This is a genomic window from Georgenia soli (assembly GCF_002563695.1).
Lineage (GTDB): Bacteria > Actinomycetota > Actinomycetes > Actinomycetales > Actinomycetaceae > Georgenia > Georgenia soli.
On record NZ_PDJI01000004.1, the window covers coordinates 2793798 to 2808296 of the forward strand.

Annotated in this window: 11 protein-coding genes; 3 read left to right on the top strand and 8 right to left on the bottom strand. The window is 72.0% G+C overall.

From position 1 onward, the window contains the following. Positions 1-16: 16 nt before the first annotated feature. Positions 17-958: an HhH-GPD family protein gene (locus ATJ97_RS13935; protein ID WP_483866855.1), complete on the bottom strand. Its 942-nt coding sequence runs from the start codon at positions 956-958 to the stop codon at positions 17-19. 115 nt (positions 959-1073) lie between these two features. Between ATJ97_RS13935 and ATJ97_RS13940 the strand changes: the two genes are divergently transcribed. Further along, entirely contained in the window at positions 1074-1949 is an 876-nt protein-coding gene (locus ATJ97_RS13940) for a hypothetical protein (protein WP_098484258.1), read from the top strand. A gap of 267 nt (positions 1950-2216) precedes the next feature. Beyond that, the gene (locus ATJ97_RS13945) at positions 2217-3269 is read left to right on the top strand and encodes an IS110 family RNA-guided transposase (RefSeq protein ID WP_098485482.1); all 1053 of its coding nucleotides are present in this window, start codon (positions 2217-2219) and stop codon (positions 3267-3269) included. A 79-nt stretch (positions 3270-3348) separates the two neighbouring features. Here the strand turns inward: ATJ97_RS13945 and disA are convergent, their stop codons facing one another. The 3 genes from disA to ATJ97_RS13960 form a co-directional block, all read right to left on the bottom strand. Continuing rightward, the gene (gene disA, locus ATJ97_RS13950; RefSeq protein WP_098484259.1) at positions 3349-4428 is read right to left on the bottom strand and encodes a DNA integrity scanning diadenylate cyclase DisA; all 1080 of its coding nucleotides are present in this window, start codon (positions 4426-4428) and stop codon (positions 3349-3351) included. A gap of 132 nt (positions 4429-4560) precedes the next feature. Further along, positions 4561-6054, bottom strand: coding sequence for a DNA repair protein RadA (locus tag ATJ97_RS13955; protein ID WP_098484260.1), 1494 nt, complete (start codon positions 6052-6054; stop codon positions 4561-4563). Positions 6055-6068: 14 nt separating this feature from the next. Beyond that, a complete protein-coding gene (locus tag ATJ97_RS13960; RefSeq protein ID WP_245862411.1) occupies positions 6069-7148 on the bottom strand; it encodes an IS110 family RNA-guided transposase in 1080 nt (359 codons plus the stop codon). 322 nt (positions 7149-7470) lie between these two features. Here ATJ97_RS13960 and ATJ97_RS13965 point away from each other — a divergent pair, with 322 nt between their 5' ends. After that, positions 7471-8658: an acyl-CoA dehydrogenase family protein gene (locus tag ATJ97_RS13965; RefSeq protein WP_098484261.1), complete on the top strand. Its 1188-nt coding sequence runs from the start codon at positions 7471-7473 to the stop codon at positions 8656-8658. Positions 8659-8748: 90 nt separating this feature from the next. On the opposite strand, the gene mmsB is transcribed toward ATJ97_RS13965, so the two are convergent. The 4 genes from mmsB to ATJ97_RS13985 all read right to left on the bottom strand — a co-directional run bounded on the left by mmsB (position 8749) and on the right by ATJ97_RS13985 (position 14475). Continuing rightward, positions 8749-9918: a multiple monosaccharide ABC transporter permease gene (gene mmsB / locus ATJ97_RS13970; RefSeq protein ID WP_098484262.1), complete on the bottom strand. Its 1170-nt coding sequence runs from the start codon at positions 9916-9918 to the stop codon at positions 8749-8751. Further along, positions 9915-11438, bottom strand: coding sequence for a multiple monosaccharide ABC transporter ATP-binding protein (gene mmsA, locus ATJ97_RS13975; protein ID WP_245862861.1), 1524 nt, complete (start codon positions 11436-11438; stop codon positions 9915-9917). Before mmsA ends, mmsB begins: the two co-directional genes overlap by 4 nt. Before the next feature lie 187 nt (positions 11439-11625). Then, positions 11626-12756 (bottom strand): multiple monosaccharide ABC transporter substrate-binding protein, encoded by a 1131-nt coding sequence (gene chvE / locus ATJ97_RS13980; protein ID WP_098484264.1) that lies wholly within the window; start codon positions 12754-12756, stop codon positions 11626-11628. A 441-nt stretch (positions 12757-13197) separates the two neighbouring features. Then, entirely contained in the window at positions 13198-14475 is a 1278-nt protein-coding gene (locus ATJ97_RS13985) for an ROK family transcriptional regulator (RefSeq protein ID WP_245862531.1), read from the bottom strand. Positions 14476-14499: the final 24 nt, after the last annotated feature.

Consider the following 14499-nt stretch of genomic DNA (forward strand, 5'->3'; position numbering starts at 1 on the left):
GGAGCAGGGTAGTGGGTCACGGCAGCCGGAAGCCGGAGGCGTCGGGCTCGGCGGCGACGAGGCCGTCCGCCACCAGGGACGCCAGCGCCCGGGCGGGCTGCGCCGGATCGGGCAGGGCCGCCGGGTCGGCGCCGTCGGCCCCCGCGGCGAGGAGCTCCTCCCGCCCGGCGGCGAGGCCGTCCGGGAGGCGGCGCAGGTGCGCCATGATCCGCCCGCGGACCTGCCGGTCCGTGCCGTGCCAGCCCTGCGTGCGTCGTCGGTGGGCGTGCTCGTCGTCCGGGCGCCCGGCGGCCACCCAGGCGCACCGCCCCAGCAGCGGGCACGCGGTGCAGCGGGGCGAGCGGGCCGTGCACACCAGGGCCCCGAGCTCCATGACCCCGACGTTCCAGCGGACCGACTCCGCCGTGCCGGCGGGCAGGTAGCCGGCGGCGCGCTCCCGCTCCGCCCGGCCCAGCGCCGGCGGGGGCAGCGCCCGGCCCTCGATCGCCCTGCCGAGGACGCGGCGGACGTTGGTGTCCAGCACGACGGCGCGGCGCCCGTGGGCGAACGCGGCCACCGCGGCGGCGGTGTACGCCCCGACGCCGGGCAGGTCGAGCAGCTCCTCCTCCGTCTCCGGGACCTCGCCGCCGTGGTGGGCGACGACGGCGCGGGCGCACTCCTGCAGGCGCAGGGCGCGGCGCGGGTAGCCGAGGCGGTCCCAGGCGCGCAGGACGTCTGCGGGCGGCGCGGCGGCCAGGTCGGCCGGTGCGGGCCAGCGTTCCATCCAGGCCGTCCAGGCGGGCTCGACGCGCACCACCGGCGTCTGCTGGAGCATGACCTCGCTGACGAGGACGGCCCACGGGCTCGTGCCCGGCCGCCGCCAGGGGAGGTCTCGGGCGTTGGCGTCGTACCAGGCGAGCACGCGGGCGTGGATGTCCTCCAGCCTGGGCTCTGCTCGCACGGCGGCGACGTCCTCCAGCCTCGGCTCTGCTCGCACGGCAGCAGTGTGCCCGCCAGGTCGCCCCGGGGCCTAAACCGGCCGCCGACCGGCGTGGGTACGACCACCGTGCCTCGCGCCGTCGTACCGTCCCGCTGTGGGAACGACGCGAGGCACGACCGGACGGACGGGGGGCGGCAACCGCCCGGCCAGGGACGGCCGCACCTCCGGCGCCCGCCCGGCCGGCTCACGGCCGACGACGCACGGTCAGGCGTCGGCCCACCGCCCCCACGCGAACGTGCGGACCGGGGCGAGCCAGGGGTCCCGCACCGGGCGACCCGCGCCGGGCCGCCCCGGACCCGGCCGGCCGGCTCGCAGGCCGCGTCCCAGCCGTGCCGTCATCTGGCGACGGCGGATCGTCGCCCTGATCATCCTGCTCGCCCTGGTGACCGGGGTGGTCTGGGGCGTCAGCGCCCTCGTGCGCACGCTGACCGCGCAGGGCGCCGAGGCGGCCACCACGTCCACGGCGGCGTCAGCGGGCAGCGAGGACTCCGGGACCGCCACGGGCCAGAGCACGACCGGCTCGTCGGGCGAGTCGTCTGCCGCGGCCGGCGCGGAGCCGGAGAAGCCCAGCGGACCGGTCGACCCGAAGGGCTGCTCGCCGCGCGACCTCGACGTGACGATGTCTGCCCAGCCGGGGAGCGGCGGGCCGACCACGTTCCACCTGACGCTCCGCAACGAGGGGGACGTCGCCTGCCTCGTGGACGCGGGAGCCAGCTCACTCGTGCTGACCGTCCACTCCGGTGGGGACCGGGTGTGGTCCTCCGGCGACTGCGTCGCCGAGCCGACGGCGCGGGAGCTGCTGCTGGACGCGGGCGACAGTGCGGAGACGACGATCACGTGGGACGGGACCCGGTCCGTGAAGGGCTGCACCGGCGGGCAGGGCGCGGCTCAGGCGGGGTCCTACCGGGTGTCGGCGACGCTGGGCGGGGCGAGCCTGCCCGCCGCGACGACGACCTTCACCCTCGGCTGACTGTGAGGATTCCTCTTGCAGCCTGTTGATGGTGGGCTGTGGGCGGTGATTGCGGACGTGACCCTTGGTCTGACTGGCTTCGTGCCTTGCGCGCGACTTGTCCGTTCGTGGTCGCCGGCCCCGGCCCAGCCGGAGCAGCTGGCCTGATCAGGAGCTTGACCGTCGGCGTAGCCGCGCCGACGTGTCCCGTCACAGTCCTGCCGAAGCTCCGACCTGGACCGGAACCGTTTCGCGTCCGTCCAGGCAACAGGAGAACGCATGACCAGTGTGACCAGACTGTCCGAGGTTGTCGACGTCGTCATCGGTGTCGACACCCATGTCCAGACCCACACCGCCGCGGCCGTCGAGGCCCGCACCGGGGCGCTGCTAGGCCAGATCACGGTGGAGACGACCCCGGCCGGGTACGAGGAGCTGGCCGCCTTCGCCGATGAGCACGCCGCCCTGCGGGCCTGGGCGATCGAGGGCACCGGTGGCCACGGCGCGGGGCTGGCCCGTCACCTCGCCCATGACCAGGAGGTCGTGGTCGAGCTCGACCGGCCCGAGCGGGCCCGCCGTCGCAACGGGGCCAAGTCCGACCCGCTCGACGCCGAGCGTGCCGCCCGGGAGGCGATGGCCCGGACCCGGTTGGGCACCCCGCGTGCGGGCGGGGACCGCCAGGCCCTGTCCGTCCTGCTCGCCGCCCGCCGCTCCGCGGTCGAGGCAGCCACCCTCGCTCAGCGTCAGCTCTTCAGCCTGGTCATCGCCGCCCCTGAACCGATCCGGGCCCGGTTCCGCGGAAAGAAGATTCCCGCCATGGTCGCCACCGCCGCCGTGTTGCGGCTGGACCCGTCCTGGGACACCGAGACGACCACGACCGTGACCGTGCTGCGCTCTCTCGCCCGGCGTGCCCGTGACCTCGCCGCCGAGGCCGCGGAACACGAGAAGGCGATCCTGGCCCTCGTGCGGGCTTGGCGCCCCGATCTCCTCGACCAGATCGGCGTCGGCCCCATCGTCGCCGCGACCGTGCTCTGCGCCTGGTCACACCCCGGGCGGGTGCACTCCGAGGCCGCGTTCGCCATGCTCGCCGGCGTCGCCCCGATCCCCGCCAACAGTGGCCAGACCACCACCAGGTACCGCCTCAACCGCTACGGCGACCGCCAGCTCAACCGCGCCCTGCATACCGTCGCCCTGTCCCGGCAGCGCTACCACCAGCCCACCCGCGACTACACCGCCCGCCGCACCAGCGAGGGCAAGACTCCGCGAGAGATCAAACGCTGCCTCAAGCGCTACATCGCCCGAGACCTCTACCGACTCCTCGAGAACCCCTCACCCACCACTTGACGAACCATAGGAGCGTCGAGGACCTCCACCCTCGGCTGACGAGGACCTCCACCCTCGGCGCGCCCGACCTCACGTCTCCTCAGGCGAAGCGCTCGAGGATCGAGGACTCCGCGAGGCGGGAGAGCCCCTCACGGACGGCGCGGGCACGGTGCGGCCCGACCCCCTCGACGGACTGCAGGTCCTCCGCCGACGCCGACAGCATCACCTGGAGGTTGCCGCAGTGGGCGACGATAGCCTCGGCGACCGGGGTGGGCAGGCGCGGGATCTTGGCGAGCACCCGGTAGCCCCGCGGTGCGAGGGCGGAGTCGAGGGCGTCGCCGTCAGGCCCGCCGACGCCGATGACGCGGGCGATCGTCGGCATGTCCACCAGCTGCGCGGAGCTGAGTCGCGACAGGGCCTCGAGCACCTGGGCCGGGCTCCGGCCGACGGTCGTGCCGAGGTAGTCCCGGATCACCAGCGTGCGGTCGGGGTCCAGGCCGATGACCAGCTCCTCGAGCTGGAGGGAGAGCAGTCGCCCGTCGGTCCCGAGCTCGGTGACGTAGCCCTCGACCTCGGCGGAGATGCGCGAGACCATCTCGAGCCGCTGGATGACCGTCACGACGTCGCGGACGGTGACCAGGTCCTCGATCTCGAGGGCCGAGAGGGTGCCGGACACCTCGTCCAGGCGGGCCTTGTACCGCTCCAGGGTGGCCAGGGCCTGGTTCGCGCGGGAGAGGATGACGTCGGAGTCCTCCACCACGTGCCGGTGGTGGTCGACGTAGAGCGCGACGGTGCGCATGGACTGGCTGACGGAGATCACGGGGTAGCCCGACTGCTTCGCGGCGCGCTCGGCCGTGCGGTGACGCATGCCCGACTCGGAGGTCTCGATGTTGGCGTCGGGCAGCAGCTGGACGTTGGCCCGGCGGATCCGGCGGTTCGTGTAGTCCACGACGACGGCCCCGTCCATCTTGGACAGCTCACGCAGCCGGGTGGCCGAGAACTCCACGTCGAGGTGGAACCCCCCGGAGCACATCGCCTCGACGGCGTCGTCGTAGCCGAGGACGACGATGGCGCCGGTGCGTCCGCGCAGGATCCGCTCGAGCCCGTCGCGCAGCTCGGTACCCGGCGCGATCGCCTGAAGCATGGCGCGGAGCTTGGTGTCGGCGGGGACCTCGGGCACTTGACCTCACATGGGCACGGAGGGGCAGCCTCTCCGCCCCCGGCAAATCTTAGGGGACGACGCGGAACCGGGCGGTCCGGTGTCCCGTCCGGCGTAAGTCGGTCTCGGCGGACACCGGTCGGGCGGAGGAGGTCACGACAGCTCCACCGCGCCTGAGAGCTCGACCGCCTCGTAGAGGTTCTCCACCGGCCGGATCGTCATCCCCGGCACCCGCTGGAGGTCACCCGCGCCCTGCGCCGGCACGAGCGCCTTGGTAAAGCCGAGACGGGCGGCCTCGCCGAGACGACGCTGCACGCCGACGGTGGTGCGCACGTCGCCGGTCAGCCCCACCTCGCCGACCGCGATCATCTTCGGGTCGAGCGCCCGCTGCGTCGCCGCGGAGAGAAGAGCGAGCGCGACCGCCAGGTCCACGGCGGGCTCGACGGCGCGCGCCCCGCCGACCGTGGAGACGTAGATGTCGGACGCCGAGATGTTCACGCCCAGCCGAGACTGCATGACCGCCAGCGTCATCGCGACCCGCGAGGAGTCGACGCCGGAGGTTGTCCGCCGCGGCGAGCTCAACGACGACGGCGCGACGAGCGCCTGGATCTCGGTCGGCATCGGGCGCCGGCCCTCGAGCGAGACGGTCACGCACGTGCCCGGCACCGCCTGGCGCACGCCGGAGAGGAAGAGCCCGGAAGGGTCGGGGAGGCCGGTGATGCCGGCGTCGCCCAGGTCGAAGCAGCCCACCTCGTCCGTGGGGCCGTACCGGTTCTTCACCGCGCGCACCATCCGCAGGCGGGAGTGACGGTCGCCCTCGAACTGGCAGACCACGTCCACCAGGTGCTCGAGCACCCGCGGCCCGGCGATCGAACCGTCCTTGGTGACGTGCCCGACCAGCAGGACGGGGATGTCCCGGGTCTTGGCCACGTTGATGAGGGCGCCCGCGACGGCCCTTACCTGACTGACCCCACCGGCGCTGCCGTCGACGGCGCCGTCCGCGATGGTCTGGACCGAGTCGACGACCAGCAGCGAGGGCTCCGCCGCCTCGACGTGCCCCAGGAGCGTCGCCAGGTCCGTCTCGGCGGCGAGCAGCAGGTTCGGCGTGAGGGCCCCGATCCGCTCCGCGCGCAGGCGGACCTGGCTCGCGGACTCCTCACCGGTGACGTACAGCACCGGACGACCGCCCCCGGACCCACCCGGAGCCGGGGACGTGCCAGAGCGGCCGGAGCTGCCGGGCCCGCCCGGGCCGCCGGACCGGGCGGCTGCGCCGTCGGCGGCAGAGACCTCCGCGGCGCGGGCCGCGACGTCGAGGAGGAGGGTGGACTTGCCCACCCCCGGCTCCCCGGCGAGCAGCACGACGGCGCCCGGGACGATCCCACCGCCGAGCACCCGGTCGAGCTCACCGACGCCGGTGCTGCGCGCCCGGGCGGCGTCGACGTCGACCTCGTGGATCGGGCGGGCGGGCGAGGACGGGGCGAGCGCGGCCGGCGCACGGGCCGTGACCTGCCGTTCCGCCGTCTCCTCGACCGTTCCCCAGGCCTGGCACTCCCCGCACCGGCCCACCCACTTGGGCGTGCTCCAGCCGCACTCCGCACAGCGGTAGGCGGGCCTGGACCGTGCACTCTTCGTGGCCGCGGGACTCATGAGTTTCTCCTATGTCAAGCCGCTGCCGCGTAGGCGGGTGTGGTGGCGGTTGACTGGTTGGTGTTCGGGTTTTTCAGGGTGTTGTACACGACGCGTGCGAGCCGCCGCTTGAGGCAGCGCAGGGCCTCGGTCCTGGTGTCTCCGGCGGCGAGGCGCTTGTCGTAGTAGGCACGGCCCAGGCCGCCGAGCCTGATCTGGGTGATGGCGATGCGATGCAGGGCGGCGTTGAGCTGGCGGTTGCCCGACTTGTTCATCCTGACCCGGCCGCGGGTGTTCCCGGACCAGACCGGGATCGGGGCGACCCCGGCGTGCATCGCGTACTTCGCCTCGTGGGCGAACCGGCCGATCCCGGCCGTCTCGCCAACGATCTTCGCCGCGGTCAGCGCGGCGCAGCCGGGCAGCTCGAGCAGCTCGGGGGCCCGTTCCTTCACCAGCGCGGAGATCTCCTTCTCCAGGGCGTCGATCCGCCCGGTGAGCGCCTCGATGTCTTCGAGCAGCTCACGGGCCAGGCGCGCGTCGATCCCGCCCAGGTCGGCGAGCTGGTCACGCAGGCGGGCCCGGCTCCTGGCGATGTTCAGCGACTTCGCAGCCGGGTCGATCGTGGGATCGATCCGGTGCAGGTGCCACCGGAACCGGTTGACGATGCTGGTGCGCTGGCGCACCAGGTCCTCGCGGTGGTCGGTCAGCAGCTTGATCTCCCGGGACGCCTCGTCGTGGGTGGCCACCGGCAGGTCCGGCTCGCGCAGCGCGGCCCGAGCCACCGCCAGGGCGTCGATCGGGTCGGACTTGCCCCGCGTGCGAGCCGTGCGGCGCTGCTCGGCCATCATCTTCGGCGGCACCCGCACCACCTGCTGGCCAGCGTCGAGCAGGTCGATCTCCAGGCGGGCCGAGAGGTGACGGCAGTCCTCGATCGCCCACACCAGCTCGGCGCCGAAGCGGTCCTGGGCCCAGCGCACCGCCTTGTCGTGCCCGACGGTCACGGCCTTGACCGTGATCTCGGCGAGCTTGCGGCCGGCCTGATCGACCGCGACGAACGTGTGGGAGCGCTTGTGCACGTCGGCGCCAACAACAACCATGGTGGTTGCCTCCTTCACCTGATCAGTGACGGGACGGTTGGACCGGCCGGCGGACACATCTCAGTGGGGGCGACGCCACGCTCCTATCAAGTCACGCCGGCCGGTCCGTCACACCCGGTGCCGGCAAAACCCATGCACGCCAGACCCGAAGGTCGGCAGACACCGTAAGAGCCAGACACCAGGTGCTCAGGATCCAACCACCGCAACAGCGGCAGCACTCACCCTGACACTGAGGGACACCGTACGGCGGCCCACCGACATCGCCGTGCGGCTCCGCCGCGCGGCGGGCGCGCGGACGCCGAGGCATAGGCTCGCAGGAGCACGCGACGAAAGGACGGACATGTCAGACGGCCGCCAGATCCTCACCGAGGACCTCCTGCAGCGCATTCACGACCGCGCCGCCCGCTACGACGCCGAGAACGTCTTCCCCCACGAGGACCTCGAGGACCTGCGGGCGGCGGGCTACCTCACCGCCATGGTCCCCGCGGAGCTCGGCGGCGCCGGTCTGACGCTGGAGGAGATGACCCGCGAGCAGATGCGGCTCGCCGCCGCGGCGCCCGCGACGGCGCTCGCGGTGAACATGCACCAGGTCTGGGTGGGTGTCGCGCGCACGGTCCACGCCAGCGGCGACGACTCCTGCGACTTCATCTTCCGCGACGCCGCTGCGGGGGAGATCTTCGGCTTCGGCGTCTCCGAGGCCGGCAACGACCTGGTCCTGTTCGGCTCGGTCAGCGAGGCCCGGCCGGACGGCGAGGGCGGCTACTCCTTCCACGGCACCAAGATCTTCACCTCCATGGCGCCGGTGTGGACGCGACTGGGCACGTTCGCCACCGACTCGACCGGTGACGACGGGCCGCACAACGTCTGGGGCTTCGTCACCCGTGACGGCGGCGGCGTGGAGACCGTGGGGGAGTGGGACGTGCTCGGCATGCGCGCCTCGCAGTCCTTCGCCACCCGGCTCGACGGCGCCCACGCGCCCGCCGACCGGGTCGTGCGGCGCATCCCGCCGGGGCCGACGATGGACCCGTTCATCTTCGGGATCTTCGCCAACTTCGAGATCCTGCTCGCCTCCGTCTACACGGGCCTGGCGCGACGTGCCCTCGAGCTCGCCGTCGAGACGGTGAAGAGGCGGAAGTCGCTGAAGAACCAGAACGCGCCGTACTCCAACGACCCGGACATCCGCTGGCGGATCGCCGACGCCGCCATGCAGCTCGACGGCATCTACCCGCAGATCGCCCAGATCGCCCGGGACGTCGACGAGCAGGTGGACCGCGGCGCCCTGTGGATGCCGCAGCTCTCAGCCGTGAAGTCCCGGGCCACGGAGGTGGCGCTCGACGTCGTCACCAAGGCGGTCCGCGTCTCCGGCGGCTCGTCCTACTCCAACAGCCAGGAGCTCTCCCGCCTCTACCGCGACGTCGTGGCGGGGCTGTTCCATCCCTCCGACGACGAGTCGGTGCACGGCGCGTGGGCGAACGCGATGCTCGGACCCGTCCAGCCCTGGCCGCCGCAGGAGGGCGACGCGCGCTGACCCGACGCCGAGCCGGCACGCCAGACGCCGGTGGCCCGGACGGTTGAACCGTCCGGGCCACCGGCGTCCTGGTGTCAGCGGCGTTCTGGGTCAGCGGCCGCTGCGCCGCTTGTTGAGCAGGTCGAACGCGACGGCGAGCAGGAGCACGAGGCCCTTGATGGCCTGCTGCCACGCGGGGTCGACGTTCATGATCGACAGGCCCATGTTCAGCACGCCCATGATGAGCGCGCCGATGATCGCGCCCGAGACCTTGCCGATGCCGCCGGTGACGGCCGTGCCGCCGATGAAGGCGGCGGCGATGGCGTCCAGCTCGAAGCTGTTGCCGGCATTGGCGACGGCGGCACCCGCGCGCGATGTCGTGACGACGCCCGCGAGGGCGGCGAGCACACCCATGTTCACGAAGATGTAGAAGTTGACCTTCCGGGTGTTGATCCCCGAGAGCACGGCCGCCTGGAGGTTGCCGCCGATGGCGTAGATGTGCCGGCCGAACACCGAGCGGTTCATCAGGAAGGTGTAGGCGACGATCAGCACGCCGACGATGATCAGCACGATCGGGGTGCCGCCGGCGCTGCGGGCCAGCAGGAAGGTGACGAACCCGATGAGCAGGATGAACAGCGCCATGCGGGAGACGAACGCGGCGAACGGCTCGAGCGCCAGGTCGTGCTTGCGGATGTTGCGCCTCGCCTGGAGCTGGGTGACGACCAGTCCCACGATGGCGAGCGCGCCGATGAGCAGCGTGACGACGTCGAGGTTGGCCGCGTAGCCGAGGACGTTCGGCACGGAGCCGTTCGAGATGGCGTTGAACGGGCGGGGCAGCCCCGCCACGGTGGTGCCGACCAGCACGATGGCGAGCCCGCGGAAGATCAGCATGCCCGCGAGCGTGACGATGAACGCCGGGATGCCGACGTAGGCGACCCAGAAGCCCTGCCACGCGCCGATCACGGCACCGAGGACGAGGGCACCGACCACGGCGAGCAGCCAGGGCACGTCCCAGCTGTTCATCATGATCGCCGTGACACCGCCGACGAAGGCCACCACCGAGCCGACGGAGAGGTCGATGTGGCCGGCCACGATGACCATGACCATGCCGATGGCCAGGATCATCACGTAGGCGTTCTGCTGCACCAGGCTCGCGACGTTGTTCGGCATGAGCAGCCGGCCGTCGGTGAGGATCTGGAAGAGGATCACGATGGCGACGAGGGCCGCCATGATCCCGTACTGGCGGAGGTTCCGTCCGAAGTCCTGCGTCAGTGCGCTCATCGTGACGCACCCTCCTTGTCCATGGTCATGAAGTGCATGAGTCGTTCCTGGGTCGCCTCGGCGCGGGGCACCTCACCCGTGAGGCGGCCCTGGCTCATGGCGTAGATGCGGTCGCAGATCCCGATCAGCTCGGGCAGCTCGGAGGAGATCACGAGCACCGCCTTGCCGGCCTCCGCCAGCGCGTTGATGATCTGGTAGATCTCGAACTTGGCGCCGACGTCGATGCCGCGCGTGGGCTCGTCGAGGATGAGGACGTCGGGATCCGTGTAGATCCACTTGCTCAGGACGACCTTCTGCTGGTTGCCGCCGGAGAGCTGGCCCACGACGGCGTCGACGCTAGGGGTCTTGATCCGCATCTCCTTGCGGTAGCCCTCCGCGATCCGCGTCTCCATGCTCCGGTCGACGACACCGTGCCTGGACATCTTGCCCAGGGCGGCCGAGGCGATGTTGCGCTTGATGTCCTGGATGAGGTTCAGGCCGTAGCGCTTGCGGTCCTCGGTCGCGTACGCGAGGCCGTGCTCGATGGCCTCGCTGACGGTCCGGGTCTGGATCTCCTTGCCGTCCTTGTAGATCCGCCCGGAGATGTTGTGCCCGTAGCTGCGGCCGAAGATGCTCATCGCCAGCTCGGTGCGTCCGGCGCCCATGAGCCCCGCGAGACCGACGATCTCGCCGCGACGCACGGTCAGGCTCGCGCCGTCGACCACCTTGCGCTCGACGTCGATGGGGTGGTGGACGGTCCAGTCCTCGACCCGCAGGACCTCCTCGCCGATGCTCGGCCGGTGGTCCGGGAACCGGCTCTCGAGGGACCGCCCCACCATGAGCCGGATGATGTGGTCCTCGCTGACGGGCTCGGCGCCGTGCATGTCGAGCGTCTCGATGGTGCGGCCGTCGCGGATCACGGTGGTGGAGTCGGCGATGGCGGCGATCTCGTTGAGCTTGTGGGAGATCATGATCATCGTGATGCCCTGATCCCTGAGCTGGCGCATCAGGTTCAGCAGGTGCTCGCTGTCCTCGTCGTTCAGCGCCGCGGTCGGCTCGTCGAGGATGAGCAGCTTCACGCGCTTGGACAGGGCCTTCGCGATCTCGACCAGCTGCTGGCGCCCCACACCGAGGTCCTTGACCTTGGTGTCCGGGTGGATGTCCAGGCCGACGCGGGCCAGCAGCTTCGCCGCCTCGCTGTTGGTGCGGTTCCAGTCGATGACCCCGGCGCTGGCCTGCTCGTTGCCGAGGAAGATGTTCTCCGCCACCGAGAGGTAGGGGCTGAGGGCCAGCTCCTGGTGGATGATCACGATGCCCCGCGCCTCGCTGTCACGGATGGTGCGGAAGTCGCAGAGCTTGCCCTCGAAGGTGATCTCGCCGTCGTAGCTGTTGTGGGGGTAGACGCCGGACAGCACGTTCATGAGCGTGGACTTGCCGGCACCGTTCTCGCCGCAGATGGCGTGGACCTCCCCGCGCCGGACGGTGAGGTTGACGTCCTGGAGCGCCTTGACGCCCGGGAACGTCTTCGTGATGTCGCGCATCTGCAGGATGGCGTGGTCCGCCGGCACGTGGGTGCCTGCCGGTGCCGCGACGTCGGCCGGGGACGACGTGCGCGACGGCGCCGCCGGCTGGGACGGCAACGAGTGGTCGGATGACATGTTCGTGCTCCTGTGTGTCGCTTCGACGGCGTGCCCGCCGGCCCGGGGAGGGCCGGCGGGCACGAGCGGATCAGAGACCGAGCTCGGAGGCGTCGTAGAAGCCGGACTCGACGAGGCTCGACTCGACGGTGTCGGGCGTGACCACCTGCGGGGGCAGGAGGTAGGACGGGACGACCTTGACCCCGTTGTCGTAGGTCTCGGTGTCGTTGACCTCGACCTCCTCGCCCTTGACGATCTGGTCGACCATCGTGGCGACCTGCTCGCCCAGGGTGCGGGTGTCCTTCCAGACCGTCATGGCCTGCATGCCGGCGAGCATGTTCTTGACGTTGGCGAGGTCCGCGTCCTGGCCGGTCACCAGCGGCCACTCCTCACCGGGGGTGTAGCCCGCGGCGTCCAGCGCCTGCTCGATGCCGAGGGCGAGGGAGTCGTTGGGGGAGAGGACGACGTCAACCTGCTTGCCGGCGTAGAACGAGTTCAGCCGGTTGTCCATCTCGGCCTGCGCCTTCGCGGACTCCCAGCCCTGGACGCCGATGGAGGTCCAGTCGTCGTTGGACGCCGGCGCCTTGCCGGACGGCACGACGAGCTGGCCCTTCTCGACGTAGGGCAGCAGCACGTCCCAGGCGCCGGAGAAGAAGAACTTGGCGTTGTTGTCGTCGGGGGAGCCGGCGAACGGCTCGAGGTTGAACGGGCCCTTGCCGTCGGCGAGACCGAGCTCCTCCTCGATGAACTTCCCCTGCAGCTGACCGACCTGGTAGTTGTCGAACGTGGCGTAGTAGTCCACCGACTCGGTGTCGTTGATCAGGCGGTCGTAGGCGATGACGGTGATGTCCTTCGCCTTGGCGGAGTCCAGCACCGGGCCGAGGGCAGTGCCGTCGATGGAGGCGACCACGAGGACCTCGGGGTCCTGGTTGATCATGTTCTGGATCTGGGTGATCTGCTGGTCGACCTTGTTGTCGGCGTACTGCAGCGAGGTCTCGTAGCCCATGTCCTTCAGCAGGGCCTCGAGGTTCTCGCCGTCGTTGTTCCACCGCTCCAGGGAGCGCGTGGGCATCGCGATACCGATCAGGCCGCCGGCCTCGCCGCCCGTCTCGCCGCCGCCGGGGGAGGCGTCGGTGCGCTCGCTGCTGCACGCGGCGAGGGCGGTGGCTGCGAGCGCCGTACCGGCCAGTGCGGCCACCAGCTTCTTGCTACGAAGAGACATCGTCGTCAGAACCCTTCTTCGGGCCGGCCGTCGTCGGCCGGCCTCACTCGGATAACCGCCGGGGCGGACCGTGGCGGCGTCGCCTGTTGTTGGGGGGAGCGATCGCCTGACGTGGGGTGCGTCACCGGCCCGGAGGTTTGTTGTGCGGATGAACATATTCGACGGAAGCCGGGATGCGCAACCGATCGGGTCACAAATCGGTCTCGACCTGCGGGCAGGCGGTCGGTGAACCGTCGATGGGCGTAGGTGCCGGGACTTTGGTCCCGTCCGGTCCTGTCCCGCCTAGCCCGCCGTCCCGCCGTCCCGCCCGGTCCGCCGAGACAGGGTCGCCGAAGGGAACCTGGAGCAGCCGCCCGGCAGTCAAAGGTGTGCCCGTGGCGCGCCCGCGACCGCTCGTGGCGGGCCACGGGCGGGCCGTGCCCCGATGGCGCGGCGCGGTCGCTACGCCTCGACCGCCAGGGCGTCGATCCACGCGGCGGGCTCGCGGGCGACCCACTCCAGCGCCCGCATGGCGCCGCCCGTCGCGGCCGGGGCCGGGTCGGGCGGTGCCACGCGCAGCACGGTCGAGGACCACGGGCCGGCGAGGGTGCGCACGCGCAGCTGCTCCTCGACCCCCGGTCGCAGCTGGTCGATCAGCGGGATGAAACCGGCGCCGAGCACGATCTCGCCGACGTCGACGACGTTCACCGTGCCCGACAGGGCGATGCCCAGCGCCCACGCCGCACGCTCCACGGCCACGCGCGGGGCGCCGTAGCCGGCTGCGGCCGCGGCCGCCAGGTCGGCCGGGGCCGCCGTCGTCGGGAGCCCGGCGGCCTCCAGGACCGCGTGCTTCCCCGCGTACCGCTCCAGGCAGCCGCGCGCGCCGCAGTGGCACTGCGGCCCGTTCGGCTCGATGGACACGTGGCCGATCTCCCCCGCCCAGCCGTGCTGGCCCCGGATGACGCGGCCGTTCACGACGATGGCGGCGCCGACGCCGATGTCTCCCGCCACGTAGAGGAACGTGCCGGACTCGGCCACGCGCCCCGGCGCCGCGTGCGCGATGCCGTAGGCGGCGAGGTTCGCGTCGTTGTCGACGAGAAGGTCGGCCCCGGGCGGCAGCAGTCCGGGGCCCATGAGGTCGGCCGGTGCCAGCTCGTGCCAGCCCAGGTTCGGGGCCAGCAGCAGCCGTCGCGACCGGGTCTCGACGAGGCCGGGCAGTCCCAGGCAGGCGCGGGCCACGCGGGCGCCCGTCGCGGTGGCGCGGGCGACGAGGTCGCGGGTGAGGTCGCCGGCGGCCCGCAGGACGGTCACCGGGTCGGACGACTCGAAGTCGCCCGCGACGTACTCCTCCGCCACGACCGCGCCGGTCAGGTCCATCACGCGCCCGGCCATGTAGTCGACGTTCACCTGGAGCCCGAGGCCGACGATCGTCCCCTTCGCGGGCGCGAGCGGGACGGCGGGCCGGCCGGGGCGGCCGGCGCCGCGAGCGTCGTGCTCGACGACGATGCCGGCCTGGACGAGCTCCTCGACCAGCCGGGAGACCGTCGAGCGGGTCAGTCCCGTCGCGGCGGCGAGGCGCGCGCGGGAGATGGGGGCGCTCGCGAAGACCGTCTGGCACGTGACCGCGAGATTGTGCTCGCGCAGGGACGATTGACGGGCCGCTCCGGAGTCGCCCCCGGAGCGGCTGTCGGTGGCCGAGAGGGCCGTCAGCGCATCGTCGCGCTCCGTTGGTGTGCTCACGGCTTGACCCTATCCGATGTCAGT